This window comes from Vibrio salinus (assembly GCF_021272385.1).
Taxonomy (GTDB): Bacteria; Pseudomonadota; Gammaproteobacteria; order Enterobacterales; family Vibrionaceae; genus Vibrio; species Vibrio salinus.
The window spans coordinates 1148977-1175617 of the sequence record NZ_JAJSDZ010000005.1 but is presented as its reverse complement, the minus strand read 5'-3'; the positions used below and the strand labels follow the sequence as shown (position 1 = coordinate 1175617).

General features: G+C 42.9%; 26 protein-coding genes and 1 pseudogene. 18 read left to right on the top strand and 9 right to left on the bottom strand.

Going from position 1 to position 26641, the window contains the following annotated elements; genetic code table 11:
- Positions 1 to 141: 141 nt before the first annotated feature.
- The 3 genes from tldD to LRQ06_RS05505 all read left to right on the top strand — a co-directional run bounded on the left by tldD (position 142) and on the right by LRQ06_RS05505 (position 3040).
- The gene (gene tldD, locus LRQ06_RS05515; RefSeq protein ID WP_232765424.1) at positions 142 to 1587 is read left to right on the top strand and encodes a metalloprotease TldD; all 1446 of its coding nucleotides are present in this window, start codon (positions 142 to 144) and stop codon (positions 1585 to 1587) included.
- A 101-nt stretch (positions 1588 to 1688) separates the two neighbouring features.
- Complete coding sequence (gene rraB / locus LRQ06_RS05510; protein WP_232765423.1) at positions 1689 to 2099, top strand: ribonuclease E inhibitor RraB; 411 nt, start codon at positions 1689 to 1691, stop codon at positions 2097 to 2099.
- A gap of 131 nt (positions 2100 to 2230) precedes the next feature.
- The gene (locus LRQ06_RS05505; RefSeq protein WP_232765422.1) at positions 2231 to 3040 is read left to right on the top strand and encodes a glycosyl hydrolase 2 galactose-binding domain-containing protein; all 810 of its coding nucleotides are present in this window, start codon (positions 2231 to 2233) and stop codon (positions 3038 to 3040) included.
- Positions 3041 to 3100: 60 nt separating this feature from the next.
- Here the strand turns inward: LRQ06_RS05505 and LRQ06_RS05500 are convergent, their stop codons facing one another.
- The 4 genes from LRQ06_RS05500 to argR all read right to left on the bottom strand — a co-directional run bounded on the left by LRQ06_RS05500 (position 3101) and on the right by argR (position 8139).
- On the bottom strand, positions 3101 to 3538 hold the full coding sequence (locus LRQ06_RS05500; protein WP_232765421.1) for a universal stress protein: 438 nt from the start codon (positions 3536 to 3538) through the stop codon (positions 3101 to 3103).
- A gap of 108 nt (positions 3539 to 3646) precedes the next feature.
- On the bottom strand, positions 3647 to 6214 hold the full coding sequence (locus LRQ06_RS05495) for a TRAP transporter permease (RefSeq protein WP_232765420.1): 2568 nt from the start codon (positions 6212 to 6214) through the stop codon (positions 3647 to 3649).
- A gap of 153 nt (positions 6215 to 6367) precedes the next feature.
- Positions 6368 to 7336: a TAXI family TRAP transporter solute-binding subunit gene (locus tag LRQ06_RS05490; RefSeq protein WP_232765419.1), complete on the bottom strand. Its 969-nt coding sequence runs from the start codon at positions 7334 to 7336 to the stop codon at positions 6368 to 6370.
- A gap of 332 nt (positions 7337 to 7668) precedes the next feature.
- Positions 7669 to 8139 (bottom strand): transcriptional regulator ArgR, encoded by a 471-nt coding sequence (gene argR, locus LRQ06_RS05485; protein WP_232765418.1) that lies wholly within the window; start codon positions 8137 to 8139, stop codon positions 7669 to 7671.
- A 324-nt stretch (positions 8140 to 8463) separates the two neighbouring features.
- On the opposite strand from argR, the gene mdh reads away from it, so the two are divergent.
- Both mdh and LRQ06_RS05475 read left to right on the top strand, forming a co-directional pair.
- A complete protein-coding gene (gene mdh, locus LRQ06_RS05480; protein WP_232765417.1) occupies positions 8464 to 9399 on the top strand; it encodes a malate dehydrogenase in 936 nt (311 codons plus the stop codon).
- Positions 9400 to 9536: 137 nt separating this feature from the next.
- Positions 9537 to 9680, top strand: a pseudogene (locus LRQ06_RS05475) (transposase domain-containing protein); the annotation flags it as partial.
- A gap of 163 nt (positions 9681 to 9843) precedes the next feature.
- Here the strand turns inward: LRQ06_RS05475 and LRQ06_RS05470 are convergent.
- The 3 genes from LRQ06_RS05470 to ygfZ form a co-directional block, all read right to left on the bottom strand.
- Positions 9844 to 10053 (bottom strand): DUF1107 domain-containing protein, encoded by a 210-nt coding sequence (locus LRQ06_RS05470; protein ID WP_232765416.1) that lies wholly within the window; start codon positions 10051 to 10053, stop codon positions 9844 to 9846.
- Between the two features lie 268 nt (positions 10054 to 10321).
- Entirely contained in the window at positions 10322 to 10804 is a 483-nt protein-coding gene (locus tag LRQ06_RS05465; RefSeq protein ID WP_232765415.1) for an aminoacyl-tRNA deacylase, read from the bottom strand.
- A 17-nt stretch (positions 10805 to 10821) separates the two neighbouring features.
- Positions 10822 to 11787, bottom strand: a complete 966-nt coding sequence (gene ygfZ, locus LRQ06_RS05460; protein ID WP_232765414.1) for a tRNA-modifying protein YgfZ — start codon at positions 11785 to 11787, stop codon at positions 10822 to 10824.
- A 154-nt stretch (positions 11788 to 11941) separates the two neighbouring features.
- On the opposite strand from ygfZ, the gene LRQ06_RS05455 reads away from it, so the two are divergent.
- Both LRQ06_RS05455 and LRQ06_RS05450 read left to right on the top strand, forming a co-directional pair.
- Positions 11942 to 12202 carry an FAD assembly factor SdhE gene (locus LRQ06_RS05455; protein WP_232765413.1) on the top strand — a complete coding sequence of 87 codons (261 nt, stop codon included), beginning with the start codon at positions 11942 to 11944 and terminating at the stop codon, positions 12200 to 12202.
- Positions 12174 to 12590, top strand: coding sequence for a protein YgfX (locus LRQ06_RS05450; RefSeq protein WP_232765412.1), 417 nt, complete (start codon positions 12174 to 12176; stop codon positions 12588 to 12590). Before LRQ06_RS05455 ends, LRQ06_RS05450 begins: the two co-directional genes overlap by 29 nt.
- A gap of 8 nt (positions 12591 to 12598) precedes the next feature.
- On the opposite strand, the gene nadB is transcribed toward LRQ06_RS05450, so the two are convergent.
- Positions 12599 to 14203 (bottom strand): L-aspartate oxidase, encoded by a 1605-nt coding sequence (gene nadB, locus LRQ06_RS05445; protein ID WP_232765411.1) that lies wholly within the window; start codon positions 14201 to 14203, stop codon positions 12599 to 12601.
- Between the two features lie 422 nt (positions 14204 to 14625).
- On the opposite strand from nadB, the gene rpoE reads away from it, so the two are divergent.
- The 11 genes from rpoE (at position 14626) to acpS (ending at position 23836) form a co-directional block, all read left to right on the top strand.
- A complete protein-coding gene (gene rpoE / locus LRQ06_RS05440) occupies positions 14626 to 15198 on the top strand; it encodes an RNA polymerase sigma factor RpoE (protein WP_232765410.1) in 573 nt (190 codons plus the stop codon).
- A gap of 31 nt (positions 15199 to 15229) precedes the next feature.
- The gene (locus LRQ06_RS05435; RefSeq protein ID WP_232765409.1) at positions 15230 to 15820 is read left to right on the top strand and encodes an RseA family anti-sigma factor; all 591 of its coding nucleotides are present in this window, start codon (positions 15230 to 15232) and stop codon (positions 15818 to 15820) included.
- A 15-nt stretch (positions 15821 to 15835) separates the two neighbouring features.
- Positions 15836 to 16801 carry a sigma-E factor regulatory protein RseB gene (rseB, locus tag LRQ06_RS05430; RefSeq protein WP_232765408.1) on the top strand — a complete coding sequence of 322 codons (966 nt, stop codon included), beginning with the start codon at positions 15836 to 15838 and terminating at the stop codon, positions 16799 to 16801.
- Positions 16798 to 17277, top strand: a complete 480-nt coding sequence (locus LRQ06_RS05425) for a SoxR reducing system RseC family protein (protein WP_232765407.1) — start codon at positions 16798 to 16800, stop codon at positions 17275 to 17277. Before rseB ends, LRQ06_RS05425 begins: the two co-directional genes overlap by 4 nt.
- 154 nt (positions 17278 to 17431) lie before the next feature.
- Positions 17432 to 19225 (top strand): translation elongation factor 4, encoded by a 1794-nt coding sequence (gene lepA, locus LRQ06_RS05420; RefSeq protein WP_232765406.1) that lies wholly within the window; start codon positions 17432 to 17434, stop codon positions 19223 to 19225.
- Between the two features lie 88 nt (positions 19226 to 19313).
- The gene (gene lepB / locus LRQ06_RS05415) at positions 19314 to 20210 is read left to right on the top strand and encodes a signal peptidase I (protein ID WP_232765405.1); all 897 of its coding nucleotides are present in this window, start codon (positions 19314 to 19316) and stop codon (positions 20208 to 20210) included.
- A 35-nt stretch (positions 20211 to 20245) separates the two neighbouring features.
- Positions 20246 to 20923: a ribonuclease III gene (rnc, locus tag LRQ06_RS05410; protein WP_232765404.1), complete on the top strand. Its 678-nt coding sequence runs from the start codon at positions 20246 to 20248 to the stop codon at positions 20921 to 20923.
- On the top strand, positions 20916 to 21887 hold the full coding sequence (era, locus tag LRQ06_RS05405) for a GTPase Era (protein WP_232765403.1): 972 nt from the start codon (positions 20916 to 20918) through the stop codon (positions 21885 to 21887). Before rnc ends, era begins: the two co-directional genes overlap by 8 nt.
- Before the next feature lie 83 nt (positions 21888 to 21970).
- Positions 21971 to 22702: a DNA repair protein RecO gene (gene recO / locus LRQ06_RS05400; RefSeq protein ID WP_232765402.1), complete on the top strand. Its 732-nt coding sequence runs from the start codon at positions 21971 to 21973 to the stop codon at positions 22700 to 22702.
- Positions 22699 to 23430, top strand: a complete 732-nt coding sequence (pdxJ, locus tag LRQ06_RS05395) for a pyridoxine 5'-phosphate synthase (RefSeq protein WP_232765401.1) — start codon at positions 22699 to 22701, stop codon at positions 23428 to 23430. The genes recO and pdxJ overlap by 4 nt, the downstream gene beginning before the upstream one ends.
- 25 nt (positions 23431 to 23455) lie before the next feature.
- Positions 23456 to 23836, top strand: a complete 381-nt coding sequence (acpS, locus tag LRQ06_RS05390) for a holo-ACP synthase (protein WP_232765400.1) — start codon at positions 23456 to 23458, stop codon at positions 23834 to 23836.
- Here acpS and barA read toward each other — a convergent pair.
- A complete protein-coding gene (gene barA / locus LRQ06_RS05385; protein WP_232765399.1) occupies positions 23833 to 26607 on the bottom strand; it encodes a two-component sensor histidine kinase BarA in 2775 nt (924 codons plus the stop codon). The two genes, acpS and barA, sit on opposite strands and share 4 nt — an antisense overlap.
- Positions 26608 to 26641: the final 34 nt, after the last annotated feature.

Sequence of the window (26641 nt, the reverse complement as noted above, 5' to 3'; positions counted from 1 at the left end):
AGTTGCCTCTTCACAAGATATGACAGCTATTATGTATGGTAGAGTGTAGTAACAGATAAAATCATTTGAATCAGGTCAGAACTGCTATGCTGATTTAAGGCATAAGGGGATTTGGCAATATAATTAAGGCAAAAGCAATATATGACCATTGATAGTATAGAACAGGTACTTTTAGCTCCAACAGGATTAACAGCTCAACATGTTCAGGATACGCTTGTCTCTATGACATCCAGACAGATTGATTATGCCGATATTTACTTTCAGTCCAGTTGGCATGAGTCTATTGTTCTTGAAGATAGTATTATTAAAGATGGTTCATTCAATATCGATAAAGGTGTTGGTGTAAGAGCTGTATCCGGAGAAAAAACCGGTTTCGCTTATTCGGATCAATTAGATCTTAATGCTCTTCAGCAGAGCGCGAAAGCAGCCCGGGGTATTGCACATCCTGGAGGGCAGGCAATCGTAAAAACGCCAACTCGTTTTATAGAGCGAGGTCATTATGATTGGGTGGATCCTTTAAAAAGCTGGGAAAAAAAACAAAAAGCGGATTTACTGAAAGAGCTGGATGCATACATCAGAACCAAAGAACCATTAATTAAAGAAGTGAGTATTAGTTTATCCGGGGTTCATGAGCAGGTTTTAGTTGCTGCTATTGATGGAACTTATGCCGGAGATAGCCGCCCATTGGTGAGGCTTTCTATTAGTGTGTTAGCCCAAAAAGCGGAAAGAAGAGAGCGGGGCAGTGCCGGTGGTGGTGGTCGTTTCGATTATTCTTACTTTCTTACGGTAAAAGACGGTAAAAGTATTGCACATCAATATGCGGATGAAGCCATCAGGCAGGCATTAGTTAATTTAGAAGCGGTAGCCGCGCCGGCCGGAACTATGCCTGTGGTTTTAGGTGCCGGATGGCCCGGTGTGTTGTTGCATGAAGCGGTTGGTCATGGGCTGGAAGGTGATTTTAATCGGAAAGGTTCATCAGTTTTTTCAGGTAAGGTCGGCGAGAAAGTGACTTCTGACATCTGTACTATTGTTGATGACGGTACTCTGAAAAGTTTACGTGGTTCTATTAATATTGATGATGAAGGTGTCAAGGGACAATATAATGTACTGGTCGAAAATGGCGTTCTTAAAGGTTACATGCAGGATAAGTTAAACGCCAGATTAATGGACGTTGAGCCGACTGGTAACGGGAGAAGAGAGTCCTACGCACATTTGCCCATGCCCCGGATGACAAATACATATATGTTGCCGGGAGAACATACCCCGGAAGAAATTATCTCTACGGTTAAAAAAGGAATTTACGCCCCCAATTTTGGTGGCGGGCAGGTGGATATTACTTCTGGTAAATTTGTGTTCTCAGCCTCTGAAGCCTATTTGATCGAAAATGGAAAAATTACTCATCCGGTTAAAGGCGCAACTTTGATTGGGTCCGGGATAGAAGCAATGCAGCAGGTTTCTATGGTTGGTAATGATCTGGAAATTGACAAAGGGGTTGGTGTCTGTGGTAAATCCGGTCAGAGTATACCCGTCGGAGTTGGGCAACCAACATTAAAACTGGAAGCATTGACTGTCGGTGGAACTGAATAGGATTCTCGTCACTGATGTCTTGTTTAAGTGGCATTTTTTATTTAAGCATGACATAGTGGCGCCCTTTGATAATTAAGCATAAATGAACTCTGGAGCACATTATGTCTCATGAAGATGATTATCTGTCAGTTGATGAGTTAATTGAGATTCAAAAAGAAGAAACAAGAGATATTATTCAGGCGCTGATTGAAGATGGTAGCGATCCAGATGCCTTGTATGAGATTGAGCATCATCTTTTTGCAGAAGACTTTGTAAGTTTGGAAAAAGCGGTGATCGAAGCATTTAAGATGGGCTTTGATGTCCAGGATGCTGAAGAGGTTGAAGATGATGATGGAAACATGCTGCTTTGTTGTGATGCCATTATGCAGTCTGCACTGAATGCTGAACAGATTGATATACAGGTTGAAAAATTAGTATCACTGGCCGAAAAACATGACATTATTTACGATGGATGGGGTACGTATTACGAGGGTGACGATGCGTTATACCCAGATGAGGATGAAGAAGAGTAGTATTCATTAATCTGTATAATAAAGTAGCGATCCTCTTAATATATTCTCATTATATTAAGAGGATTTTTTGTTGCTGGCTTTCTGAATAATCATTGTTATAATGCCAAAAATTGATCTAGAGCAAAATAATAATGAAGTATTCTTTGTCAGGCCTCTGGCAGTTGTCACCACTTACTGATCTTTCTATACCTCAGGACGATATTTCTTTTCCTGGCTCGTTGAGTCAGTGTTTGCCCGTGGAGCTATCTGAAGAGGTGATTGCCAGTCAGGAATGGCATCTTATGCATGATATTGAGGTCGATGAGGCTTTCCTATCCTATTCAGCGATAGATTTGGTTCTGGAAGGGATTGATTTTTACGCAGAAGTTAGATTGAACGGTTTTGCTCTTTTTGACTGTGATCAGCGGCAGTCTGTTTATCGGAAAGACATTCTTCCTTTTTTAACAGTTGGCCGTAACCGGTTTGAAATCTTATTTTTGCACTCAGAAGATGATGATTTGTTATGTGATGATGCTCCTAGACAGGATGATCAATGTTTATTGGGCCGGTTACCTTATAACCCTTATCGTCCAGAGATTGGTATCTGGAGGGAACCTCATCTGCAGTGTCAGACCCATGTCCGGCTAACAAGCATCACGACTGAACAAGTATGGCATTATGGTGGCGGGTGTGAAGTTCTTGTCAATCTGCATTTCAGCTTATTAAAACCCGGGTTAGTTTCTGCTCGTATAAAGTTTGACGGGCGCATTTACTCAGTACCGATTGATGTCATGAAGAATGAAGCGAGTGCACTTTTTCAGGTAGATGCTCCGGTAACTTCTGAAGGTTGCGAGAATGATACGGATTGTCTGTATACCGTCGAAGTTGATTTGGATGGCCTTCATCATTGCATTCAGGTGCCACTATCCGTTAATAATCAGGTAAGTCATTTCCCTTTATAGCTTTTCAAAGCAGATATAAGGCGTTTTTACGCCTTATATCTTGTTCTGGATTTATATCCTTTATCCTTGTGGTTTGATAACCATAACATTGATTGGTGAGTGTTCCACTACTTTACTGGCGACGGAACCCAGCATCACTTTATCAATTTTAGAACGTTTGTGGCTGGGAATGATAATTAAATCTGTGCCAAGTTTTTCAGCGTAATCCAAAATAGTTGAGTAAGCCTTTCCTTCTGCTACGTACGTCTTGTATACGACGTCCTCATCGATATGTTGTTTCGCAAACGCTTTTAGCTGTACTTTGACATCCTGTTTCATTTTCGCTGCAGCATCTTTAGGAAAATAAGTCGAAACCATCGACATATGTATTCCCGGAAGAACATTGAGCAAGTGTATTTCAGCATTTGAGTGTTTTGCATGCCATACCGCTATTTGCACTGCTCTATCGGCAAATCCTTTTTCATTTAAGTCCACAGGAACCAATATATGTTTATACATACCGTAACCTTTATTTAGGAGTCTCATTGCGTAAGTGAACTTTATTTCTTCGTTCATCTTACACAATTATATGTCTGGTATAAACCAGACATATTGATCGATGCTGTATTATTTGGATTTTTGTCTACGTCTTTGATTCCACGCAAGTAATAATGTTAATAAGATCGCAGGAACAAAAACCCACTCTTTCATCGGACGGGCGTTATTGACCATGATGGAATCGATTTGCCAGTCAAAATCGATGCCTGATTTTTCTGCCGGGCTACCGAATTCAACCATATCGACCATCATTTTGTTTTCCTCTTTCCTTAGCATTAACCCCATTGACTGAATGCGTGCTTCGGGGGTTTTTGCCCGGTCATCGAATGGCAACTGGACGGTTTTGGTTACTGAGTCCCCATCCAGTGTTTCGCCAGAAACAACCAACGTCAGTAATTCATGAGGCTTTAGCTGACGCACCTGTTTGGATATTTGTGTTCCAGGATACAGGTCATGCTCCGGATAAATCATATCCCACCAGAAACCCGGTCGGAAGAAGCTAAACGTTAAAATCAGTAATATGACCGTTTCCCACCATTTATTGCGTACAAACCACCATCCCTGGGTTGCGGCTGAAAATAGTAACATTGCTGTAATAGCAGAGAAAATGGTTAGACCAAGATGCCACCAGGTATCAATACCGATCAGAAGCAACTGAGTATTAAATACAAACATAAAAGGCAATATTGCTGTTCGGATATCGTAGGTAAAGCCTTGAATACCTGTTCGTATTGGATCGGATTTGGCAATGGCTGCTGCTGCGAAAGCAGCCAGACCAACAGGCGGTGTATCATCAGCCAGAATACCAAAATAGAAAACAAAAAGATGCACAGCAATTAATGGAATGATCAGTCCATGCTGAGCTCCCAGCGTAACAATAACCGGAGCCATCAATGTTGAAACAACAATATAGTTTGCTGTGGTTGGCAGCCCCATTCCTAACACCAGACTGATTACCGCAGTGAAGAGCAGCATCATGATGACACTGCCACCAGAGATGAATTCAACAAAATCGGTCATCACCAAACCGATACCTGTGAGTGTTACGACTCCGACTACGGTTCCTGCTGCAGCTGTTGCCACTCCGATACCAATCATATTGCGAGCACCAGCCGCCCAGCTTTCTGCCAGGTCAACAACTCCGGCTTTAAACTGTTTGGAAAGATCACCGGTGTTGTTGAAAAAAGCAATTAACGGACGTTGGGTAATCAGAATAAACATCATAAAAACGGTTGCCCAGAATGCGGACAAACCCGGAGAAAAACGTTCAACGGTCAGACACCATACCAGCACAACAATTGGTAACAGATAATGAATACCTGACTTGACCGTTGGCCCCGGTTCCGGAACCTCATCAATAACATCATCTATTCCTGTATTATGCTCCGAGTATGTTGAGGAGATTTTTACCAGTAAAAGATAAACAATAAGAAGAGCAACGGTTACAACCGGTGTTGCTGCAGTGCCAAAAATGTCTTTTGTCCAGCCGACACCGTAGTATACCACTGCACTTAAAACACATAAGCCTAAGATTGTGCCAACAAATGAAAGCAGACTGTGTAAAAGAGTCGTGGTTTTCTTTCTTCTCGGCAGGCCAGTCATGCCTGCTTTACAGGCTTCCAGATGGACAATATAAAGAAGAGCTATGTACGAAATTAATGCCGGAAGTAATGCGGCTTTTATGACTTCAACGTAGGAAATACCGACATATTCAACCATTAAAAAGGCGGCGGCTCCCATAATCGGTGGGGTTAGCTGACCATTTGTTGAAGCTGCAACTTCGACGGCCCCGGCCTTGGTGCCCGGAAATCCCACCCGTTTCATCAGAGGTATTGTGAATGTTCCGGTTGTGACTACGTTGGCAATCGAGGAGCCGGAAACTAATCCTGAAAGTCCGGATGCGACCACCGCTGCTTTTGCCGGGCCACCTCTCATGTGACCAAGCATTGAAAAGGCGACTTTTATGAAGTATGCCCCGGCTCCAGCTCGTTCCAACATGGCACCAAATAATACAAACAGAAAGACAAAAGAGGTTGAAACACCGAGAGCAACGCCGAAAACACCTTCTGTCGTCAGCCATAAATGAGACATGGCTTTGTTAAGACTCGCCCCTTTATGTGCAATAACATCTGGCATGTATGGGCCGCCAAATGTGTAGAGAAGAAATAAGCCGGCGACAATCATAAGCGGTGGCCCCAGAGCTCTGCGTGTGGCTTCAAGCAACAAGATCATTCCTGATACAGAAATAATGATATCTAACGTTGTCGGAGCGCCAGAACGACCTGCCAGTTCGGCGTAAAAAAGATAGATATAGGCAGCTGAAAAACTACCGGCTAACGCAAGTATCCAGTCTGCTAATGGGATATGTTCGCGTGACGAATTTTTAAATGCCGGATAGGCGGTAAACGCTAAAAATATGGCAAACGCTAAATGAATAGATCTTGCTTCGGTATCGTTAAGAACACCGAAATCAAAAATAAATGGTAATGGAGATGCATACCAAAGTTGGAACAGGGACCAGCAAACAGGAACAACCCAAAGAATACGGCCAGCCAGTCCCTTAGGATTTCTGGCACCGGTATCGGATTGGGCTACCATATCCTGAACATCTTGATCGGAAGTATTGACCTGCGTCATGTACGTTTTCCTCATGTAAATGGTCTATGAGTAATCAGGGAAAAATTTTCACGACTGAAAATTAAATCAGCACAAGGAGAATGTTTGTTTTGTGCTTAAAGAGATAAGGAGGCTTTAGCCTCCTTATCTTTATTTTAAAGTTGGTTATCGGAGTTATTTCAGTAAGCCAACTTCTTTGTAGTATTTTATTGCGCCTGGATGAAGCGGAATTGACAGACCAGCTTTGACCATGTCTTCTTTTTTCAGGTTTGCAAAAGCAGGATGCAGACGTTTGAATGTGTTGAAGTTTTCAAATACTGCTTTTGTTAAGTTGTAAACAACATCATCAGAAACATCTGTTGTTGTCACCAATGTGGCTGCAACACCGAAGCTTTTTACATCAGTGCTTGTTCCCCGGTACATGCCTGCGGGCACATTGGTATAGGTATAATAAGGGTTATCAGCAACGATTTTATCAATTTCAGGCCCGGTTACCGGTATAAGTTTAGCATCACATGATGTTGTTGCTTCTTTGATTGAACCATTTGGATGCCCAACCATGTAAATGAATGCATCGATTTTATTATCGCACAAAGCCTGAGAACGTTCTGAACCTTTCAATTCCGAAGCCAGTTTAAAGCTATCAAGATTCCAGCCTTCAGCGTTCATTACGACCTGCATTGTTGCCCGGTCCCCAGAGCCGGGGTTACCGATATTGACCCGTTTTCCCGCTAAATCTTTGATATTTTTGATTCCGGAGTCTGCCCGGGCAATCACATTGAATGGTTCGGTATGAAGAGAGAAGACTGCTCGTAATTTTTTGTAAGGTCCTTGTTCAGCAAAGGCACTGGTTCCGTTATAACCATGATATTGCCAGTCAGACTGAACGATACCAAAGTCCAGCTCTCCTGAACGAATCGTATTGACGTTATAGATTGAACCGCCGGTTGATTCAACAGAACAGCGTATATTGTGCGTTTTGCGTTCTTTATTGACTAATTTACAAATAGCACCGCCTGTCGGGTAATATACCCCAGTAACAGAGCCTGTACCGATAGTAATAAAATCCTGAGCGTTAGCTGCATTTACTCCACAGAGAGTTGCAGCAATTGCACTTACTTTTAATAACTTACTTAGTGCCATGTCTTTCCCTTCCTTATATTTGTCGTAGACTCGCGAGTAGTTAAAAATACTTTTGAGCATTCCTATTTTAGAAACGGCAAGTTTTCACGAACTGTTGTGAAAACGGCGGCATCATACCAGAAAAAACGTAGAAAATTGCAATATTGTTAAAAATTGTAGCTAAATTCTCTGAATATGAGAAAAAGAAAAATAATAAAATAAAGGAAGAAAATATTTTAGATCAATAGCTTATGTCTATATTTAAGACTACATCAACAAAGTTAATTATGTGATAAATGTCATGTTTTTTAGATAAAAAGCATGAATTAAGCCTGTTGATGTAGTGATTTTTGTTAACCAGCGTACTCGAAAAGCTCACAAACGGAGTGAAATAATTGTTCTGTTGTGACTTCTATGGTTGGGGTGATGAAGATGGTATCGTCTCCGGCAACGACTCCAAGGATACCTTCTGATTTACCTAAAGAATCTAAAAGGCGGGCAATAAGTTGCGCAGCTCCGGGGCCAGTATGGATGACAACCAGTGCGTTGTTATAGTCAATATCAAGAACGAGTTCTCTTAAAGAGCTGGAGACTGTGGGTACTCCCAGTTCTGCCGGAAGGCAGTAAACCATTTCCATTTTGGCATTGCGTGTTCTTACTGCGCCAAATTTCGTTAACATCCTTGATACCTTAGATTGGTTGATGTTTTCGAAACCTTCACTCTTCAGCGCTTCAACAATATCGCTTTGTGAACCAAATCGTTCTTCTTTCAGTAATGCTTTGAACGCTCTTACCAGACTATCTTGTTTGTCAATATTTCTCATCGATGATCCAGGATCATTTATACACAATAAGTGAATATTTTCGCATAGTTATGCATGTATTATCAATGTATAGAAAAAAGTATTTCTCACACTCATATAGTAGCTGTACTAATATTAGAGTTAATGATGATAAGGTATTGTCAAATATAAAAAAACGAAAAGTAAAATTGAAAAACTGACAAAGAATACTGCATTTTTATATTTGATTATGAGATATGTCTCAAAGCCAAAGCGATTTCATTGTAATCAGTATGCAATTTCGATAACTTAATCGGATTAAATTACCCTACGAAAATATCTAAGAAGACTCTCAAGGAGATTAACATGAAAGTTGCTGTTATTGGTGCCGCTGGCGGTATCGGTCAGGCACTGGCTTTGCTTTTGAAAAATAACTTACCAGCAGGAAGCGATCTTGCTCTTTATGATATCGCTCCTGTTACGCCCGGTGTTGCTGCAGACTTAAGTCACATTCCAACGCCTGTTGCTGTAAAAGGTTTTTCTGGAGAAGATCCTACTCCAGCTCTGGAAGGTGCTGATGTTGTCATGATTTCAGCTGGTGTTGCCCGTAAGCCAGGTATGGATCGTGCCGATCTTTTCAATATTAATGCTGGTATCATTAAAGGATTGGCGGAAAAAATCGCTGTATCTTGTCCTAAAGCTTGTGTTGGCATCATTACTAACCCGGTAAATACAACCGTCGCTATTGCGGCTGAAGTTTTGAAAAAAGCGGGTGTTTATGACAAAAATCGTCTGTTTGGTGTAACAACTCTTGACGTTATTCGTTCTGAAACATTCGTTTCTGAATTAAAAGGTCTGGAACCATCTGAAGTCTCTGTTCCTGTTATCGGCGGACACTCAGGTGTAACTATTCTACCTCTTCTTTCTCAGGTGAAAGGCGTATCATTTACTGATGAAGAAATTGCTGCATTAACAGTTCGTATTCAGAATGCGGGTACTGAAGTTGTTGAAGCAAAAGCGGGTGGCGGTAGTGCAACGCTTTCAATGGGACAGGCAGCCGCTCGTTTCGGTCTTGCTCTTGTAAGAGCATTGCAGGGTGAATCTGATATCGTTGAATATGCCTATATTGATGGTGACACTGGTCATGCGCCTCTATTTGCTCAGCCAATCAAACTTGGTAAAAATGGTATTGAACAAACACTGGAAATTGGTCAGTTAAGCAAGTTTGAACAAGATGCTTTAGATAGTATGTTAGATACTCTGAAAGCAGATATTAAAAAAGGTGTTGAATTCGTTAAGTAATTTACGCTTTTGATAGAAATTAAAAAAGGGCAGAGTAATCTGCCTAATGCCGATCAGTTAAGACTTTAATCGGCAGATCAATTGAATGATCCTCCCAGTATGTAAAAATCCGATAGGCACTGTTTATCGGATTTTTTATGCACGTCTCACAAGCTCTGAACATCATTAATCACTGGCAACCGAATCAAGTAGAAACGTTGTCTGATTTATTGCCAATGGAATTGATTGAACAAGCCTACCAACTTACTGACACAGTAACCCTCAGAAAACGTAAGTTAACCTGAACTCGGGATAAAAGTAGAAGGGAACTAAAAGCTGGTTGAGCGATCAGATTTTTCGACCAAAAAAAACAATGCCGCTCACCTTAAGTGAACGGCATTAGGGCGTAATGCCTTTTTTGTTTTATTTCGTTGTTTCACTATTCTTGTTTTTCAGATACTAATTTCAGGCTGCTTCCAGTTGCCGCATCTTCATTATTTCCTGGTTAATTTCTTTTACTGTTTGAAAATGTTTGGCTTCAGCCTTTTCTGGCAGTATTAATTTTCCGTTATCGAATTCAAATTTGCCAATACCATAGATATAAATTCTACCTTTAAATAAACGACTTATATGTTTAGCTATCATTCCTGGAGAGTAATGCTTAAACAGTCTCATTGTTATTGTCCTTTTGTTTCTGACGCATAAAAAATTATAACGAGTTAATGAGTAAAATTTGTGAGCTTGCAGGGGAAAATATAATTAAATTTAACTTGTTTGTTTTTTTGTGCTGTCATATGCGAATTCTACGCATAAATCGCTGATTAGTGTGAGCAGACAGACAAAATTGTGTCATAAAAGCCTGTAATCACGCGGCTTATTAAGCCGCATGAATATGACAGTTTTAAGATGGGGATGTGTCGATTGTATGTAATATGATTAATTTTTAGTCAGATAATTCTGTTTTGCGTACAATGTCATAAATTCTGGGTAATACCAATTTATTTAAGTCTTTGATAGATAATAAAATTCCAGCCATGGTGTGACCGGAACTTATGGTAACTTCCGGTTCTTCGTAGAGCGTTGAATCAAAAATGACAGGAATATGTTCCGGAATGAACAAGGGGGTAATCGTTCCTGCTTGGTAGTTGATGATTTGCTTTATGTCATTTTTGCAAACGCAAGTCATTCTCCGCCAGCCCAACGCCTCGCGGACCTTTTTGGGGTCAACCGATTCATCTCCGGGAACACAGGCTAAAGCATGCTTATTCCCCATGTCTCTTAACAGAATGCATTTCACCATCTGATGTGGTCTGATACCGCGTTGTTGCGCGGCATCGGCAATGCTGACCGCTTCTGTCTGGTGAGGTAACCAGCGAAACCGGATGCGGTTTTTCTCTAAGTACTGACTGATTTTTGTTGGTGTCATAGACCGTACCGGGTCATTTATTCATCTTCATCTAAGCTATACGGTATTGCTACCAATTCCCAGTTTGAGTGGCCGCCTTTTACTCTGAACTGAGTGTTGTCATCCAGATTATTGGGTAATACGATTTGCCCGATAGCCTGATTATTGGCAAGACGACAAAAAGACATCAGTTGTCCGGCAGTCCGCCAGTTTTCTCCCGCGGTTCTTTCTATTTCCACATCGTTATCAGAACTTTCTAAAATTCCCTTTAGTGTAAATAACGCGCGTTTATTGATTCCCCGGTATTTTGCTCTGGCTACGGTTTCCTGTCCGGTGTAACAGCCTTTAGTAAAACTAATGCCATTAAGCCCTTGTAAATTCAGAGCCTGAGGAATATGGGTATTTTGTTCCTGCTGATTCAGTACCGGAATACCATCCTTTATTTCAGCTAAGAGCCAGGTGTTTTCATGAACCAGCTCCCCTTTGAACTGATCAACAATCATTTCAGCATCAGTACTATCAACAATCAGTGCCCACCGGTTTGTTGCAACTTCTACTGCCGTGCCGCCGGAAATCTTTCTGACTTTTCCTTCATCCTTACTTAGCTGGTTTATATAATCGCTGGCGTTACGGCCTGTTACGCTAAATATAATGTCGGCTGATGCTTTCAGTTCGACCTTTGAGAAGACCGCATATTTCTTTAATTCTCTTAATTCAACATCCATGACCACGTTTGGTTGCAACATGGCGTAGCCATCTTTGTGATGAAACAGACGAAAAACAGACCACACTTTCCCTTTTGCATCACAATGAGCTGAAAATGTAAGGTCTTTCTCAGTCAGAGTGCTGACATTACAGGTAATCTGTCCCTGTAAGAAAGATTTGCTGTCAGGGCCTGTCGCCGTGATGAGTCCCCAGGACTCAAGGTAGGCGAGTTGTAAATCAGATTGAGTCTCCTCTTGTGGGTGGAGAGGTAATGACTGAAAACGGTTTTTCCAATCCATAATTGATTTTCCATAATGAAGAGAATAATGCCCTATGGTAAAACGGAATCACTTTTTTGTCAGCTTGATCGAGAACGACAGTTAATTTTGTAGCTGTTCGTTTAGCCCCTTGATACACTGAATAAAAATTGAGTTTAACAACGAGGAACTTGTAATGTATACCGCTGAAGAAAAAGCAAGAATTAGATGGAGATGCCGCAGGGGAATGCTTGAACTTGATGTTGTCATCATGCCGTTTTTTGAAGATTGCTTCGATGATCTGACCGAAGCTGAGCAACAGGAATTCGTCTCTCTGCTTGATTGTGATGATCCGGACCTTTTTAAGTGGATTATGAGTCAGGGGCGCAGTGAAAATTTGGCCCATGCATCTATGGTAGATAAAGTCGTTGCTTACAACCAGAATAGAAACCGTTAAGTTTTACTGTCGGTTTTCATTTCATGCATTTTGTTTAGAGCTGGTACTTATCCAGCTCTATTTGTATGTGGTATTAAGTTCCTCGCTGGATATTGCTCTCAGCTTTGCTTTATTCGGTTATTTCTTTCAATGCCAACACTTCCGGTCACTTCTGAAACAGAAATGTTATGGCGATATTACTTATTCTGTAGCGGGCCGTTGGCAGGATCATGAGAGTACGACTGAAATCAAGGAATTGAATACGACCTGGTCTCATTGGTTTTTAATGCTGTTTTTATCTGATGGCAGAGTAAGAATGTTGTGGCGGGACAGTTGTAATGAGCCGGTTTACCGGTATTTAATCGTCCGGGAAAAGCAGAGGCAGAATGCCTCTGCGTTGGTAAAATAACCAATGAGTTACGGTTCAAGGACAGTTGGTCCACTTGATTCGATCTGATCAGGATAATCCAGAGTATAATGCAACCCACGGCTTTCTTTTCGTTGCATCGCACATCGGACCATCAGTTCTGCTACCTGCAGTAAATTACGCAGTTCAATCAGGTTATTGGATACACGGAAATTACTGTAATACTCATGAGTTTCCTGTTGTAACAGATGAATGCGTCTTAAAGCCCGCTCCAGACGTTTGTCTGTTCTCACGATACCCATGTAGTCCCACATACACAGGCGCAGCTCGTGCCAGTTATGTTGAATGACGACTTCTTCATCGGAACATAACACCTGACTTTCATCCCATGTTGGCAAGCTGGTAGCGATTTCAGCATTTTCGATATTTTCTAAAATATCCGCTGCGGCTGCCCGGGCATAAACCACACATTCAAGGAGAGAATTTGATGCCATGCGGTTAGCGCCATGTAAACCGGTATAACTCACTTCACCAATGGCATACAGGTTTCTGAGATCAGCCTGACCCTTTTTATTCACCATGACACCACCACAAGTGTAGTGCGCCGCCGGTACAATCGGGATCGGCTCTTTGGTCATATCAATATCGATTTTTTTCAGCCGGGCGAAAATGGTTGGGAAGTGTTTTTCGATAAAGTCGGCAGGTTTATGGCTGATGTCAAGAAACATACAGTCGGCTCCCAGCCTTTTCATTTCAAAGTCAATGGCTCTGGCTACGACGTCACGGGGGGCGAGTTCGCCTCGTTCATCAAAGTCTTGCATAAAACGGGAGCCATCGGGCCGTTTCAGATAGGCACCTTCACCCCTTAAAGCTTCTGTTAACAGAAAGTTTCTTGCGGCCGGATGATAGAGGCAGGTTGGGTGAAACTGGTTAAACTCCAGATTAGCTACCCGGCAACCGGCACGCCACGCCATAGCGATTCCATCACCGGAAGAAATATCGGGGTTGGAAGTGTACTGATAGACTTTAGAGGAGCCACCAGTTGCGAGAACAACGAACTTGGCTGAAATGGTTTCAACATGTTCGATGTTACGGTTCCAGACGTAAGCTCCAATGACTTTATTTTTATCACCACCGACTTTATCTTCGGTAATCAGGTCCAAAGCGGTATGCCGTTCCAGTACCGTAATATTCGGGTGATTGATGACATTGTCCTGCAATGAAAGCTGAACCGCTTTACCTGTTGCATCTGCCGCATGAAGAATCCGGCGATGGCTATGACCGCCTTCTCGTGTCAGGTGATATTTGGGATGAGCCTTATCACTATTTTCTTCGTCCAGATCGAATGGTACACCACCATCAATGAGCCACTGAACGCTTTCTTTAGCATTTTCAGCAATAAAGCGGACGGTATCTTCTTCGCAAATTCCGGCACCGGCAATCAGAGTATCCTGCACATGCGATTCAATCGTGTCTGTTTCATCAAATACGGCGGCGATTCCGCCTTGAGCATAGTAAGTAGATCCTTCACTCCAGGGACCTTTACTTAATACAATGACTTTACAATGTTGGGCGACTCTTAATGCTAAGGTCAGGCCGGCAGCACCACTCCCTACAATTAACACATCACATTGATGCTCTACTTTGTTACTCATAAGATTTATCTATCCTAAATTTCTTAAAGAGCGAATAACTCTTTCCATTTATTTATCGTGCTCTTCAGTTCAGATTACCGATTAAATATTATGAATAATGAGTAGGTTAGGCCCATTATGGATGGTATCTGTAGTGTGCAGAGCACCGAGTTGTTCATGCCGCTCTAATTGCAATACGTCATTTAAATGCTATTGTAATTAGTTTATTTTCCGCCAAGATAGGTATATCAGCTTATTTATGAGGCTTATATCTTATCGATTTCCGAAAAAAACAGAAAAAAGTGTTGGCGTCACGGAACTTACTGTTCACATATGGGTCATAGTATAGTGCTCATGTAAGCGGTGGTGTCAATACTACATTTTGCAGTATTAATGCCCATATCTGAGAAGGTAAGGGCGTAAACATAGGAGTATTCGCTCGAATGAACGAGCAGTTAACCGACCAAGTATTGATTGAGCGAGTTCAGAATGGAGATAAGCAAGCATTTAACTTATTGGTTCTAAGGTATCAAAATAAAGTATGTAATCTTATTTCCAGGTATGTGAGCAATTCTGGTGATGTGGCTGATGTCGCTCAAGAAGCATTTATAAAAGCGTATAGAGCTATACCAACATTCAGAGGTGAAAGTGCTTTCTATACTTGGCTTTATAGAATTGCGGTTAACACTGCCAAAAACCACATTGTGGCTCAGAGTCGAAGACCTCCGGTCAATGATGTGGATGCTGAAGACGCTGAATATTATGAAAGTGGTAATGTTTTAAAAGAAATTTCGAACCCTGAGAACATTACGTTGTCAAAGGAACTGAAGCGTGCAGTTTTTGACGCGATTGATGCATTACCTGAAGATTTAAAAACAGCAATGACTCTTCGTGAATTAGACGGACTAAGCTATGAAGAGATCGCGGCAGTAATGGAGTGTCCTGTTGGTACGGTTCGCTCACGTATTTTTAGAGCTCGAGAAGCAGTAGAGCAACGAATCAGTTCACTACTCTAGGCAAATGAGAGTTTAATATATGGTGGAAAGAATGGCTGGGAAAGAAAATATTTCAGCACTTATGGATGGAGAATTAGTCGATAAGGCATTATTGCAGGAGTTGACTGATGATTCGGCAATGCAGGATACATGGCGAAATTACCATTTAATTGGTGATGTTATTCGCGGAGATGTTTCAGACAGCTTATCCTCAGAAGATTGGAATATTGCTGGTAAGGTGGCCGCTGCTTTAGAGTCCGAGCCAACTTATGGTCAGCTTGATAATGTTGTACCACTGGAAGAACAACCTCAACCACAAACCGCGAAACGTCAACTACCTCGCTGGTTATCTCAGTTTGGCCAGATTGCCATTGCGGCCTGTGTTTCTTTTGCTGTGGTTTTGGGTGTTCAGCAGTATACGGGTAGTGATAATACAGCTAATCCGGCAGGGAAACTTCCGGTTTTACAAACCATTCCTCTGGCGGGATCTGCAGAACCGGTTAGTTTAACCCGTGATTCTGTAAATCAGCACTCTCAACGTTCCAGAATTCAGGAACAACGGAAAGAAGTGAATGCGTTGCTACAGGATTATGAGCTTCAGTTGAAACTCAACAGTGAGCAACAACACAAATCTAACCAGTAAGAAGTCGGTAGTTGAATGAAGAAATTTCTGGTCGGTGTGTTGGCACTGCTCAGTTTGAATGTGAATGCAGCCTTTGCTGACGATAAGTCAGCAGAGGCTGTGTTGCTTCAAATGAATCAGGCCAGCCAAAATTTAAACTACGAATTGTCTTATATCCAGGTTCGGAAACATGGTTTTGAGCCTTTACTATATCGTCATGCTATAGAGAACGATAAAGTGTTTGCTCACCTTCTTTATCTCAGCGGTCCGGTAAAAGAAGTCATTCGCAGAGGAAATGAAGTCAGTTATATCGAACCGGGTACGGAGCCGTTTTCTGTTGATTCGGGGAAAATGGTTGCTCCTCTTATTCCGCTGATAAACAGCGATATTAAAGCGCTCAGTCATTACTATGATTTTGTTAAAATTGGCCGTGGACGGGAAGCCGGCGTGCCATGTAAGGTAATCCGGATTGTTCCCAAAGATGGTATGAGGTATTCCTACATCTTGTGGGTTGGTGAACGAAATTTCCTTCCATTGAGGGCTGATTTGGTTGACCGGGATGGCGAAGTTCTGGAGCAATACAGAACAATTTCGTTTTCTATCAGTGATAAACTGGCCAAATTAATGTCGGGGCTGGAGAAAGTTCAGCTCCCTGATGTTTTGTCGATACCGGAAAGCACCATCAGTAAAACCTATTGGTCAGTGAAATGGGTACCGGAAGGGTTTAAGGCTCTGGAACTGAATCGTTACCGTATGGCAGTGACAAAACGTCTGGTTGAGAGTCAGATGTATTCTGACGGATTATTTAATTTTTCAGTGTATGTGTCGACGGGAGAGAACTCGTCGTTAAAAAATCAACTGGTACGGCAGGGAAGACGTACATTACAAACGATGACACAAGGGGATAAAGAGGTTTCGGTGATCGGCGATATACCGCCAGACACGGCGAAAAAGATCCTTGAATCCATTGTCTTCGATAAAAGTAAGGAGATACAACAATGATGACTGCACTCGCGACGGTTGCTTCTGTTTCAGCGACATCAAATGGGTATAATGTTGAGCTTAATTGTCAGCGGCAATCGAGTTGTAGCCATTGTTCTTCTTCCGGAAGTTGTGGAACCGGTGTTGTATCAAAAGCGTTTGGAAATAAAATATTACGCTGGACTCTGAATACCACACAGGTAGTCAGAAAAGGCCAGATTGTTGAAATTGGTTTTCCGGAAAAAAGCCTTCTGCAGTCTGCAGCGTTGGTTTATCTGTTACCGTTAGTCATGCTTATTATCGGAGCGCTATTCGGTCAGTCCGTTTCCCTGCAGTATTTTAGTAACAACGAACTGGTTGTTATCATCTTCTCTATCCTTTGTGCCTGGCTTGGTATCACACTGGCAAAACGTTTTTCAAAAATTCTTGAAGCACGGTCCGGCAAGGAAGTGGTATTAGTGCGGGTTCTGGGAGATCCGGTCATTCAGTCTGAATAACCCACTAACGGTGGGATATTGAATTTATGATGCGAAGCTGGGCGAAATTGGGTAGAATCGCCCAACTTAATAGAAATTCTCCGGTTTCTTTTGATTGAAGAAGGAACTGAGATATTTTTTCATTTTAAATTTAAGAGTTTAGTCATTCCCGATTATGAAGCACATTCGTAACTTTTCTATTATCGCCCACATCGACCATGGCAAGTCGACACTTTCTGACCGCCTTATTCAGGTTTGCGGCGGATTAACTGACCGTGAAATGGCCGATCAGGTTCTGGATTCTATGGATCTGGAACGTGAGCGCGGTATTACCATTAAAGCACAGAGTGTGACGCTTAATTACACGGCAAAAGATGGAGAAACCTATCAGTTAAACTTCATCGATACCCCAGGGCATGTCGATTTCTCTTATGAAGTTTCCCGCTCTTTAGCCGCCTGTGAAGGGGCTTTATTGGTTGTGGATGCCGGGCAAGGCGTTGAAGCTCAGACTCTGGCGAACTGTTATACTGCGATTGATATGGATCTGGAAGTGGTTCCGATTCTTAACAAGATTGATCTACCGGCAGCGGAACCGGAACGGGTCGCTGAGGAAATTGAAGATATTGTCGGTATCGATGCGATTGATGCAATCCGTTGTTCAGCTAAGACCGGTGTGGGCGTTGAAGACGTTCTCGAAAAAATCGTCGAAGCGGTTCCGGCCCCTGAAGGAGATCCTGAAGCGGCGCCTCAGGCACTAATCATTGATTCCTGGTTTGATAACTATTTGGGTGTGGTTTCGCTTGTCCGTATTAAAAATGGGTGCCTGAAGAAAAATGACAAAATTAAGGTCATGAGTACCGGACAAATATGGGGCATTGATCGTATCGGGATCTTTACGCCTAAGCAGGTCGATACGGAGATTTTGGAAACGGGTGAAGTCGGCTGGGTTGTTTGTGGTATCAAAGATATTCTGGGTGCACCGGTTGGTGATACGCTAACACTGGCAAAAAATGGCTGTGAAACAGCCTTACCTGGCTTTAAAAAAGTTAAACCTCAGGTTTATGCCGGGTTGTTCCCGGTGTCGTCGGATGATTATGAAAACTTCCGGGATGCATTAGGTAAATTGAGCCTGAATGATGCTTCTCTGTTTTATGAGCCGGAAACGTCGGCTGCACTTGGTTTTGGTTTCCGTTGTGGCTTCCTTGGTATGCTGCATATGGAGATTATTCAGGAGCGCTTAGAACGCGAATACAATCTGGATCTCATTACTACGGCGCCTACCGTAGTGTATGAAGTTGAAAAAACGAGTGGCGATATAATTTATGTGGACAGTCCGGCTAAATTACCGGCTGTTAATGATATTACTGAAATCAGAGAGCCCATTGCCCGTTGTAATATTCTGGTTCCACAGGACTATCTGGGGAATGTGATTACGTTGTGCGTTGAAAAACGTGGGACACAGGTTGATATGGTTTATCATGGAAATCAGGTTGCTCTGACTTATGATGTACCGATGGCTGAAGTGGTTCTGGATTTCTTTGACCGTTTGAAATCGACCTCTAGAGGTTATGCCTCTCTGGATTATGGATTCCAGCGCTTTGAAGCTTCCAATATGGTACGGGTTGATGTATTGCTGAATGGTGACAGGGTTGATGCTCTGGCGATTATAACGCATACGGAGCAGGCTCAGACCCGTGGCCGCCAGTTGGTTGAGAAGATGAAGGAATTCATTCCTCGTCAGATGTTTGATATTGCAATTCAGGCAGCGATTGGTAACCATATCATTGCCCGTTCTACCGTCAAACAGCTGCGTAAAAACGTATTGGCGAAATGTTACGGTGGTGACGTAAGCCGTAAGAAAAAATTGCTGAAGAAACAGAAAGAAGGTAAGAAACGAATGAAACAGATTGGTAATGTTGAATTGCCTCAGGAAGCGTTTCTTGCGATTTTGCATGTTGGTAAAGATTAATTCACGCCAGAAATTGGTTTGGGAATAATATTATTAAGTGAAAGGGTTTCCGCTCTTTCACTTTCGTGTTTTTAGGTAAGGGAAGTCAATGGCGAATACATTTTCACTGATTCTGGTGATTATTACTTTGGTGACCGGAGTCATTTGGGCATTAGAAAAATGGGTTTGGTCTAAGAAGAAAAAACAAAAATTAGCCGAAATTGAAGCTCAGACAAATGGTCTGGATTCAGCAACGAAAGAGAAAATCATGCGACAATCCTGGATGGTGGAAAACAGTGTGTCTATTTTCCCTGTGATTGCGATTGTTTTGATTGTGCGTTCGTTTATTTATGAACCGTTTCAGATTCCGTCAGGATCAATGATGCCAACCTTACTTGTTGGTGATTTCATTCTGGTGGAAAAATACGCCTATGGATTAAAAGATCCGGTTATGCATAAGCAGATCGTCAATGTGGGTGATCCAAAGCGTGGGGATATTGTTGTATTCCGTTATCCGCCAAATCCAAGTATTGATTATATCAAGCGGGTGGTCGGCTTACCTGGTGATACGATTCGCTACAGCAGTAAAAAGCGGGTATGCATTCAGCCTAAAGGGGAAAGTACCTGTAAGTTGGTTGCTTTATCCGATGTAAAAGAAAGCCGTTTTAACCTCAATGGGATTCCACTGATTCAGTTAGACGAGCAGCTTGGCAAAGTTAAGCATAATATCTTAATTGATCCGGCCCGTCGTGATCGTGTTTCGGCTTATCAGCCGAGACCGGGAGTGAATGAGTGGATCGTTCCGGAAGGCCATTACTTTGTGATGGGGGATAATCGCGATAACAGTGCAGATAGCCGGTACTGGGGATTTGTACCAAAAGAAAATTTAGTGGGTAAGGCTGTGGCCATTTGGATCAGTTTTGAATTTGATCGTGATGAGCATAGTATTCTTCCTTCATGGATTCCGACAGGTGTAAGATTTAACCGCATCGGTAGTATCAAATAATGAGCCCTTAAAGGGCATGAAGACAATAAGAAATAATGAACTCTAACATAAAAAAATTAGAAAAAAGAATTGAGTATGAATTTACTCATTCTGAGCTTCTTGATTTGGCACTGACGCATCGCAGTGCCAACAGTCAGCATAACGAACGTCTTGAGTTTCTGGGCGATTCAATTTTAAGTTTTGTCATTGCTGACGACTTGTATCACCGTTTTCCTAAAGTGAATGAAGGTGATATGAGCCGAATGAGAGCAACGTTAGTAAGAGGAAATACTCTTGCTGAATTAGGCCGGGAATTCGGTCTTGGAGATTACTTAAAATTAGGTCCAGGTGAGCTGAAAAGTGGTGGTTTCAGAAGAGATTCCATATTGGCTGATGCCGTAGAAGCCATCATCGGTGCGATTTATCTCGATAGCGATATTGAATCGGTACGGGGAATCATTCTTGGCTGGTATAAAACCCGTCTGGATTCGATTCAGCCAGGTATTTCGCAAAAAGACCCAAAAACCCGGTTGCAGGAGTTTTTACAGGGAAGAAGAAAACCACTTCCTGTTTATTCTGTTGCTAATATTAAAGGTGAAGCGCATAACCAGGAGTTTACCGTTTCATGTGAAGTTTCAGGCATCGGAAAGCCTGTCATTGGAAAAGGCACTAGCCGCCGCAAGGCAGAACAGGCGGCTGCAGAGCAAGCATTAGAGCAGCTAGCGAATGACTGATACTGATAAAGAATTTGATATCGATGCATTTTTTGCCTCAGAGCAGAAAAAAGAGAGTTCACCGGAAGAGCAACATTGTGGATTTATTGCCATTGTCGGCAGACCAAATGTTGGTAAATCAACGCTGCTGAATAAATTGCTGGGACAAAAAATATCGATTACTTCGCGCAAACCTCAGACGACCCGTCACCGTATAATGGGGGTTGATACTGAGGGGGCTTATCAGGCCATTTATGTTGATACTCCCGGATTGCATATTGAAGAAAAACGGGCGATTAACCGGTTGATGAACCGTGCTGCGAACAGCTCTTTAAGTGATGTGAATCTTGTATTGTTTTTGGTTGACGGGACACACTGGACCAAAGACGATGAAATGGTGTTGAATAAGCTGCAAAAATCCAATTTCCCGGTCGTATTGTGCGTTAATAAAGTGGATAACGTCAAAGATCGAAACGAAGTCATGCTTCACATGCAGGATATGTCAAAGAAAATGGATTTTGTGGATGTGGTGCCGGTTTCAGCTAAGCAGGGCAAGAATATTGATGTTATCCATAAACTGGTCAGAGAACATTTGCCTAAAGCGGTGCACCATTTCCCGGAAGAATACGTGACAGACCGCTCTCAGCGTTTTATGGCATCGGAAATTGTTCGTGAAAAGCTGATGCGTTTTACCGGAGAAGAGCTACCTTATTCAGTGACTGTTGAAATTGAACGGTTTGATTACAACCCGGAAAACGATGGTTTCCATATAAATGCCCTTATTCTGGTGGAACGGGAAGGGCAGAAGAAAATGGTCATTGGCAAGAAGGGTGAGAAGATAAAAACAATTGGCCGTGAAGCTCGTCTGGATATGGAAGAATTGTTTGGCCGGAAAGTGTATCTGGAAACCTGGGTTAAAGTGAAATCAGGATGGGCAGACGATGAAAGAGCCCTGCGTAGTTTGGGTTACATTGATGATCTGTAAAGAGGTTATTCTCTAAAAAGAAAAGGTTTCTACTGAACAAGGAGTATTTTACAATACTCCTTGTTTTGTCTTTAGGAACAAGTATGTCTGAAGCCGGTTTACAGCGCAGTTTTGTTCTACACCGCCGTCCGTACAGCGAATCCAGTTTAATTGTGGATGTGTTCAGTGAAGAATATGGCCGGTTGACCCTGCTTTCAAAGGGGGCAAGGAGTGCGCGTTCTCATCTAAAAAGTGTGCTTCAGCCTTTTACCCCATTGCTGATTAAGTGGTCTGGTAAAGGAGAAATGAAAACGTTACGTCAGGCTGAAGCGATTAGCCTTGGGTTGCCACTCTCTGGTATTAATTTGTATTCGGCGATGTATATGAATGAACTGCTGGCCAGAGTGATTCCGGTGGAAGTCGCTCATCCGGGACTTTTTATTGATTATCTTCAGGCACTGACTGAACTGGCTCAGACACAAAATCCGGAACCGGCATTAAGGCGGTTCGAACTGGCTTTATTATCCAGTCTTGGGTATGGCGTGGATCTGCTTCACTGTGCAGGAACTGGAGAAGGGGTTGTTCCGACAATGACTTATCGCTACCGGGAGCAAAAAGGATTTATTGCCTCGGTAAGAAAAGACAATCTGACGTTTCTCGGTGAAGAACTTATTGCGATTAGCGAGCGCCGGTTTGTTACGAAAACACAATTACAAGCTGCAAAACGTTTTACACGCATGGCGTTAAAACCGTACATTGGCAGTAAACCATTAAAAAGTCGGGAGTTATTCACACCAAAAACCGGCATTTCGAGATCACGGAGTATAGGAAAATGAGCTCAATTTTATTAGGTGTCAATATCGATCATATCGCAACCTTACGTAATGCAAGAGGCACAAAATACCCAGATCCTGTTCATGCAGCTGAAATTGCGGAACGTGCTGGTGCAGATGGTATTACTGTCCATTTACGGGAAGATCGCCGGCACATCAAAGATCGTGATGTGCATATTTTAAGAGAAACAATTCAGACCCGGATGAATCTGGAAATGGCAGTAACAGACGAAATGGTCGATATTGCTGTTGAAATTAAACCGGATTTTGTTTGTCTGGTTCCTGAAAAAAGACAAGAGCTGACCACAGAGGGTGGTTTGGATGTTGCCGGTCAGCTGGAAAAAATGAAAGCGGCAACAGAGAAGCTGTCTCAGGCTGGTATCAAAGTGTCTCTGTTTATTGATGCAGATCGTGAACAGATCAATGCGGCAAAAGCTTGTGGTGCCCCGTATATCGAATTGCATACCGGTCATTATGCAGATGCAGAAACGGTGGAAGATCAGCAGGATGAGCTGAAAAAGATTTCAGCGGCAGCAAGCTATGCGGCAGATCTTGGTATTATGGTGAATGCCGGACATGGCCTTACTTACCATAACGTGGCGGCGATTGCGGCTTTACCAGAAATTCATGAACTGAATATTGGCCACTCTATCATTGGCCGGGCAGTATTTGATGGATTGTCTGACGCAGTGAAAGACATGAAAGTGGCAATGATAGAAGCCCGCCGTTAAGCGGGAGTGTAAAAAGGGAACGAATGTGGCGATTGTCGGATTAGGAACAGACATTGCGGAAGTGGCAAGAATTGAGGCAGCATTATCCCGTTCTGGCGATAAGTTTGCCCGGCGTATCTTAGCTGATTCTGAGTGGAATGATTATAAAGCCCATAAACAGCCGCACCGTTTCCTTGCCAAACGTTTTTCCGCTAAAGAAGCCGCAGCGAAAGCGTTAGGAACCGGTATTGCCCATGGTGTGACGTTTCATGATTTTGCTATTGAACATGATAAGTCAGGAAAGCCGGTTCTTACCTTATCCGGTGTGGCTTCGGATATTGCGGAGCAAAGTGACGTATTGCATTGTCATGTATCCATCTCCGATGAACGCCACTATACCGTTGCAACGGTTATCCTTGAGTCTTAACTGAGAATTGAGTGAGACTGGTTGATCACTTTTTCCATCTCGTCCTGCAGTTCAAACAATTCCGGTTCCAGATCTTCTGTTGTTTTTCCTGAGCGTAAAGCCTGTTCCAGTTGTGCACAGACCTTTTTCAGTCTGGGTACACCGCTGTATGAACAACTGCCATGCAGTTTATGAATGTGATGGATGAGTGTTTCCGGTTCCCCCTCACCGTTTAGTGCTGAGCCGATAACGAGGTTCACTTCCGGAATATATTCAATCAGCATTTTCAGCATATCTCTGGCCAAATCGTCTTTATTCGCTGCCTGTTTGAGGGCCATTGACCAATCAATGACGGCATGATTTTCGTTCTCTGACGGTGGTGGCAATTCTGTACCAGACTGCACGGAATTTTGGGTTTCCGGCATGATGCTCTGTGGATTCCAACGACTTAAAACCTGTTGTAAAACATGCTCTTCAATGGGCTTGGTCAGGTAATCATCCATGCCTTCGCTAAGCAGTCTGTCTCTTTCACCGCTCATGGCATGTGCAGTGACGGCAATGACCGGTGTCTGGCTATTGATGTCTATTTTTTTGATGTTTTTACAGGCAGTGACGCCATCCATCTGAGGCATTTGAATATCCATAAGGATAATATCGAATTTCTGTTTCTGAGCCTCTTCGACTGCCTGTTTCCCGTCAGTACAGGAAATGACTTCTTCCACACGTTCCTTGAGCAGAGCGGTAATGAGTTTGAGGTTAGCCGGGTTATCGTCAACAGCCATAACATGCAGCGGCATTTTTTCCGGCATAAAGTCAGAAGGAGCCGCCAGAGCAACAGAGTCATGATGAGGGTGTGAATCCAGCATGGCCTGCATCAGTTTGCGTTTTGCCAGTGGTTTGGTGAGACATTTCACCGGATAGTTTCTCATCAGGTAATCAGACAGTGCCAGTTCGGTACTCGGAGTTCCGATAAGAACAGTACCTGTCATGGTCATGGCTTTTTCTATTTCCTGACTGATAGCGTTGATTTCCGTTGTTGCTGACGGGGATAAATTATAAAGAATGTAATCATAGTGAGTATTGTCATTTGGCAGCTCACCCATATAACTGACATCCATTCCTGCCAGAGTCAGAGTCCGCTGAATGATGGTTGCCGACTGAATGTTTTGTTCAATCAGCAGGGCTGTTTTATCTTTCAGTGCGGTGGAGTTGTACCAAGAGCCCACCGGTATTTCGGTATACTGAAGTTTGACGGTAAACCAGAAGGTTGAGCCTTGGTGAAGACGGCTGGTTAAACTGATTTCGCCTCCCATCTGACCGACCAGTTTTTGAGTAATGACCAGCCCCAGCCCGGTGCCACCATAACGCCGGGAAATGCTCGCGTCAGCCTGGCTAAATGCCTGAAATAACTGGGCCTGCTGACGTTCAGAGATACCGATACCGGTATCTCTAACCATAAACTGCAGCTCGACCTGTTCCTCTTTTGTTGAACGGATTTCGACACTGATATCGATATTCCCCCGCTCAGTAAATTTAATTGAGTTGCCGACCAAGTTGGTCAGTATTTGTTGAATCCTCAGGGGATCGCCAACCACACCGGCCGGGATTTTCGGATCGACTTTCAGCGTGATTTCCAGACCTTTTTCATGAGCACTGGTGGCAAGAAGGTCAACCACTTCCTCAAGGGTTTCCTGGAATTCAAAAGGAATGTTTTCCAGTGCCAGTTTGCCTGCTTCCAGTTTTGAAAAGTCGAGAATGTCGTTGATGATACTGAGCAGGTTATTTGCAGATTTTTCTATTGTTTGTAAGTAGTCACTTTGGCTGTTCGTCAATTTTGTCTTCAGCATCTGACGGGTAAAGCCAATCACACCGTTCAGAGGCGTTCTCAACTCGTGGGACATGTTCGCTAAAAATTCTGATTTCACACGGGCAGCTTCCTGAGCCCGTTTTTTAGCAATATCCAGCTCAACGTTCTGAATTTCCAACTGCTCCAGTGTCTCCCTGAGATCCGAGGTTGCCTGATCGATACTATGTTGCATCTCAACATGATATTCGGATAAAGATGCCGCCATGGCGTTGATACCATTTTTCAAATCATCCAGTTCTCCGTGCATCCGTCCTTCAATCCGGACATCCAGATGCCCTCGGCGGATCCGGTCAACGACGTTCTTCATATGAGTGATGGGACGGGTTACATCGTGCATCAGCCTGAAGGCAAAGACCGCTGAAAGTGCCAGCCCCAGTGCCAGTACAACGATAGCCAGAAAGATCTCTTTGTATTGCTGCAGCCTTAGCGGAGACAAATCAAGTTCAATGGCAATGTAGCCCAGCACCGGGATATTCTCTGCGTTAGTCCGTCCGTCGGACAACTGGCTTTCTGCTAAAATCGGGGCTCTCAGAATCAGGGTGTTATTGTCTTTCATCTCAGCGCTGCTCAAAATTGGAATGCGCTTATCTTTGGGATACATAAGAGATTGGAAGTTAGGATGAAAGTTTGAAGTAACGAAAAGCTGATGGCGGTTATTGAAGACGGCAATACTGCGGATAAATTTGGAATTTTTCCTGTGTGCGTAACTGATGATCCGGCGAACTTCTTCTCTGCTGTCGTTTTTTAGTGCATCCTCACTGGCAATGGCCAGAGGTTCGATGATATTGGAACCGGAGGCGATGACCTGAGCTTCAAGATCATGATAGCGGTTATAAGAAAAAAAAGCGCTTAGCAGTAAGCCGATTATTAATGTAGGAGCTAAAGTTAGTGTGATTACACGAGCTCGTAAGCCATATCTGGTCATTATTATCTAAACATCATCGTGTGGATATGGGAAA

Coding starts and splice junctions, on each gene's coding strand:
- LRQ06_RS05455 (WP_232765413.1), top strand. CDS start 11,942: ATGTATACCGCTGAAGAAAAAGCAAGAATTAGATGGAGATGCCGCAGG.
- LRQ06_RS05435 (WP_232765409.1), top strand. CDS start 15,230: ATGGCTGGGAAAGAAAATATTTCAGCACTTATGGATGGAGAATTAGTC.
- LRQ06_RS05465 (WP_232765415.1), bottom strand. CDS start 10,804: ATGACACCAACAAAAATCAGTCAGTACTTAGAGAAAAACCGCATCCGG.
- ygfZ (WP_232765414.1), bottom strand. CDS start 11,787: ATGGATTGGAAAAACCGTTTTCAGTCATTACCTCTCCACCCACAAGAG.
- LRQ06_RS05490 (WP_232765419.1), bottom strand. CDS start 7,336: ATGGCACTAAGTAAGTTATTAAAAGTAAGTGCAATTGCTGCAACTCTC.
- rseB (WP_232765408.1), top strand. CDS start 15,836: ATGAAGAAATTTCTGGTCGGTGTGTTGGCACTGCTCAGTTTGAATGTG.
- nadB (WP_232765411.1), bottom strand. CDS start 14,203: ATGAGTAACAAAGTAGAGCATCAATGTGATGTGTTAATTGTAGGGAGT.
- pdxJ (WP_232765401.1), top strand. CDS start 22,699: ATGAGCTCAATTTTATTAGGTGTCAATATCGATCATATCGCAACCTTA.
- rnc (WP_232765404.1), top strand. CDS start 20,246: ATGAACTCTAACATAAAAAAATTAGAAAAAAGAATTGAGTATGAATTT.
- LRQ06_RS05495 (WP_232765420.1), bottom strand. CDS start 6,214: ATGACGCAGGTCAATACTTCCGATCAAGATGTTCAGGATATGGTAGCC.
- argR (WP_232765418.1), bottom strand. CDS start 8,139: ATGAGAAATATTGACAAACAAGATAGTCTGGTAAGAGCGTTCAAAGCA.
- LRQ06_RS05500 (WP_232765421.1), bottom strand. CDS start 3,538: ATGTATAAACATATATTGGTTCCTGTGGACTTAAATGAAAAAGGATTT.
- barA (WP_232765399.1), bottom strand. CDS start 26,607: ATGACCAGATATGGCTTACGAGCTCGTGTAATCACACTAACTTTAGCT.
- lepA (WP_232765406.1), top strand. CDS start 17,432: ATGAAGCACATTCGTAACTTTTCTATTATCGCCCACATCGACCATGGC.
- era (WP_232765403.1), top strand. CDS start 20,916: ATGACTGATACTGATAAAGAATTTGATATCGATGCATTTTTTGCCTCA.
- rpoE (WP_232765410.1), top strand. CDS start 14,626: ATGAACGAGCAGTTAACCGACCAAGTATTGATTGAGCGAGTTCAGAAT.
- mdh (WP_232765417.1), top strand. CDS start 8,464: ATGAAAGTTGCTGTTATTGGTGCCGCTGGCGGTATCGGTCAGGCACTG.
- LRQ06_RS05470 (WP_232765416.1), bottom strand. CDS start 10,053: ATGAGACTGTTTAAGCATTACTCTCCAGGAATGATAGCTAAACATATA.
- tldD (WP_232765424.1), top strand. CDS start 142: ATGACCATTGATAGTATAGAACAGGTACTTTTAGCTCCAACAGGATTA.
- rraB (WP_232765423.1), top strand. CDS start 1,689: ATGTCTCATGAAGATGATTATCTGTCAGTTGATGAGTTAATTGAGATT.
- LRQ06_RS05425 (WP_232765407.1), top strand. CDS start 16,798: ATGATGACTGCACTCGCGACGGTTGCTTCTGTTTCAGCGACATCAAAT.
- lepB (WP_232765405.1), top strand. CDS start 19,314: ATGGCGAATACATTTTCACTGATTCTGGTGATTATTACTTTGGTGACC.
- recO (WP_232765402.1), top strand. CDS start 21,971: ATGTCTGAAGCCGGTTTACAGCGCAGTTTTGTTCTACACCGCCGTCCG.
- LRQ06_RS05505 (WP_232765422.1), top strand. CDS start 2,231: ATGAAGTATTCTTTGTCAGGCCTCTGGCAGTTGTCACCACTTACTGAT.